At 58.2% G+C, this 1,786-nt stretch carries 2 protein-coding genes; both read left to right on the forward strand.

Features of this window, described 5'->3' with window-relative positions; all coding sequences use genetic code 11:
* Positions 1–126 precede the first annotated feature (126 nt).
* On the forward strand, positions 127–483 hold the full coding sequence (locus VI25_RS21810) for a hypothetical protein (RefSeq protein ID WP_055562890.1): 357 nt from the start codon (positions 127–129) through the stop codon (positions 481–483).
* A 79-nt stretch (positions 484–562) separates the two neighbouring features.
* A partial coding sequence (locus VI25_RS21815; RefSeq protein ID WP_055562891.1) for a SusD/RagB family nutrient-binding outer membrane lipoprotein occupies positions 563–1,786 on the forward strand: 1,224 nt, incomplete at its 3' end.

Consider the following 1,786-nt stretch of genomic DNA (forward strand, 5'->3'; position numbering starts at 1 on the left):
GTGCTGTTCGACGGCAGTATGGCGGCATTATTTACTCGCAGACGCACCACAAAATGAGCGAGCAGGGTAAGCTGAAAGTCTACCCTGCCGGGGCGCGAGGAAGGCTACATCATCGGCGACGGGGTAGTGGCAAATGCCGATGGTACCTACTCACCGAACACCACCAAGGTCATTCCGGCTGCTTATTACGCCGAGTACTACCGCCGCGCCAACATCGAGAGCAATTCGTTTGATGCTTCCTACCTGAAGCTGCGCGAAGCGCGCATTGAGTTTAACCTGCCTGCCGCCCTGCTTTCCCGCACCAAAGCCTTCACTGGCGCTACCATCGGCCTCTACGGTCGTGACCTAGCCATGTGGACCAAGTTTCCCATGTTCGACCCGGAGACGGCGGCCCTGAACGGCGGTACCATTCTGCCCGGTGTGGAAATTGGCCAGCTACCCTCTACGCGCACCATGGGTGTAAACATCACCCTGCAACTATAGCCGAGAGGAAAGCAGGAACCTGAGCACTCGCAAGCGCTTGCCCTGACGCTGGCTACCCCTTACTGATTCTGACTTTGCAATGAAAAAATACCTAGCACTCCTGCTCCTGGGTTTGGGCGGCAGCCTGAGTTCGTGCACCGATGGGTTTGAAGAACTCAACACCGACCCTAACCGCATTGAGAGAATAAGCCCGGGCACGCTGCTAAACCCCACTGTGTACGAGTTGGCCGCCTTCAACACTAGCCGGGCCGAGGCGTTTACCTTCGATATTATGCAGGTGGCCTTGCCTTTCCCAAGCGTATCGGGGGGCGTGCACCGCTACGTGGTGAGTGAAGGCGCCGGCAATTCTACCTGGACCACGTACTACCGCTGGCTGGCCAATATTCGGGAGATGCGCGCCGCCGCCGTAGCCGCTCAAGACCCTAACTACCAGGCCGTAGCTATGACGCTTAACGCTTGGGTGTATTCTAACCTTACCGACTGCTTTGGCGATGTGCCCATGACCGAAGCCAGCCAGGGCGAGGCCGGAGTGCTGTACCCCAAGTTCGATGCGCAACAGGAAATCTACTCGCAGCTGCTTGCCGACCTGGAGGAAGCCAACCGCCTTTTCGACACGAGTAAGCCGATGAGCTACGGCTCCGATTTGCTTTATGAGAACAACGTGGCTAGCTGGCGCCGGTTCTGCAATTCCCTCCGAATGCGCTTGCTGTTGCGCCTTTCCAAGCGGCCGGAGATGAACACCGCTACCCGGCTGGCGGCCATGATCAATGACCCAACCAAGTATCCGGTATTCACGCAAAATAGTGAGTCGGCCGTGCTGAAGATTACGGGTATTGCGCCCAATATCTCCCCTTGGGGTAGGGCCATCGACTTTACCACGGGCCGGGCCGCCGCCGAGTTCTTTATTGACAACCTGAATACGTGGAGCGACCCCCGCCTAGCCAAGTTCAACACCCAGGCCCGCACCAAGGACGGGCGGAGCACCATCGGCTATAAGGGCATTCCGAGTGCTTATGGCGGTAGTGATGCGCAATTTCAGTACGTACCCTCCAACTTCAACATTGCCCTGGTAACGGCCACCGTAGCCGCCCCCATGCCCTCGGTGCTGATGACCTACGCCGAAGTAGAGTTCATTAAGGCTGAGGCTGCTCAGCGGGGCTATATCGCCACCGATGCTCGCCCCCACTACGAGCGGGGCGTGCGCGCTGCCATAGAGCAGTGGGGTGCAGTAGTACCGGCCACGTATTTCCAGAATACCGCGGTGGCCTACAACGGCACCCTGGAGCGTATTATGCTGCAGAAG

The sequence above is a fragment of the Hymenobacter sp. AT01-02 genome (assembly GCF_000961955.2).
Taxonomy (GTDB): Bacteria; Bacteroidota; Bacteroidia; order Cytophagales; family Hymenobacteraceae; genus Hymenobacter; species Hymenobacter mucosus.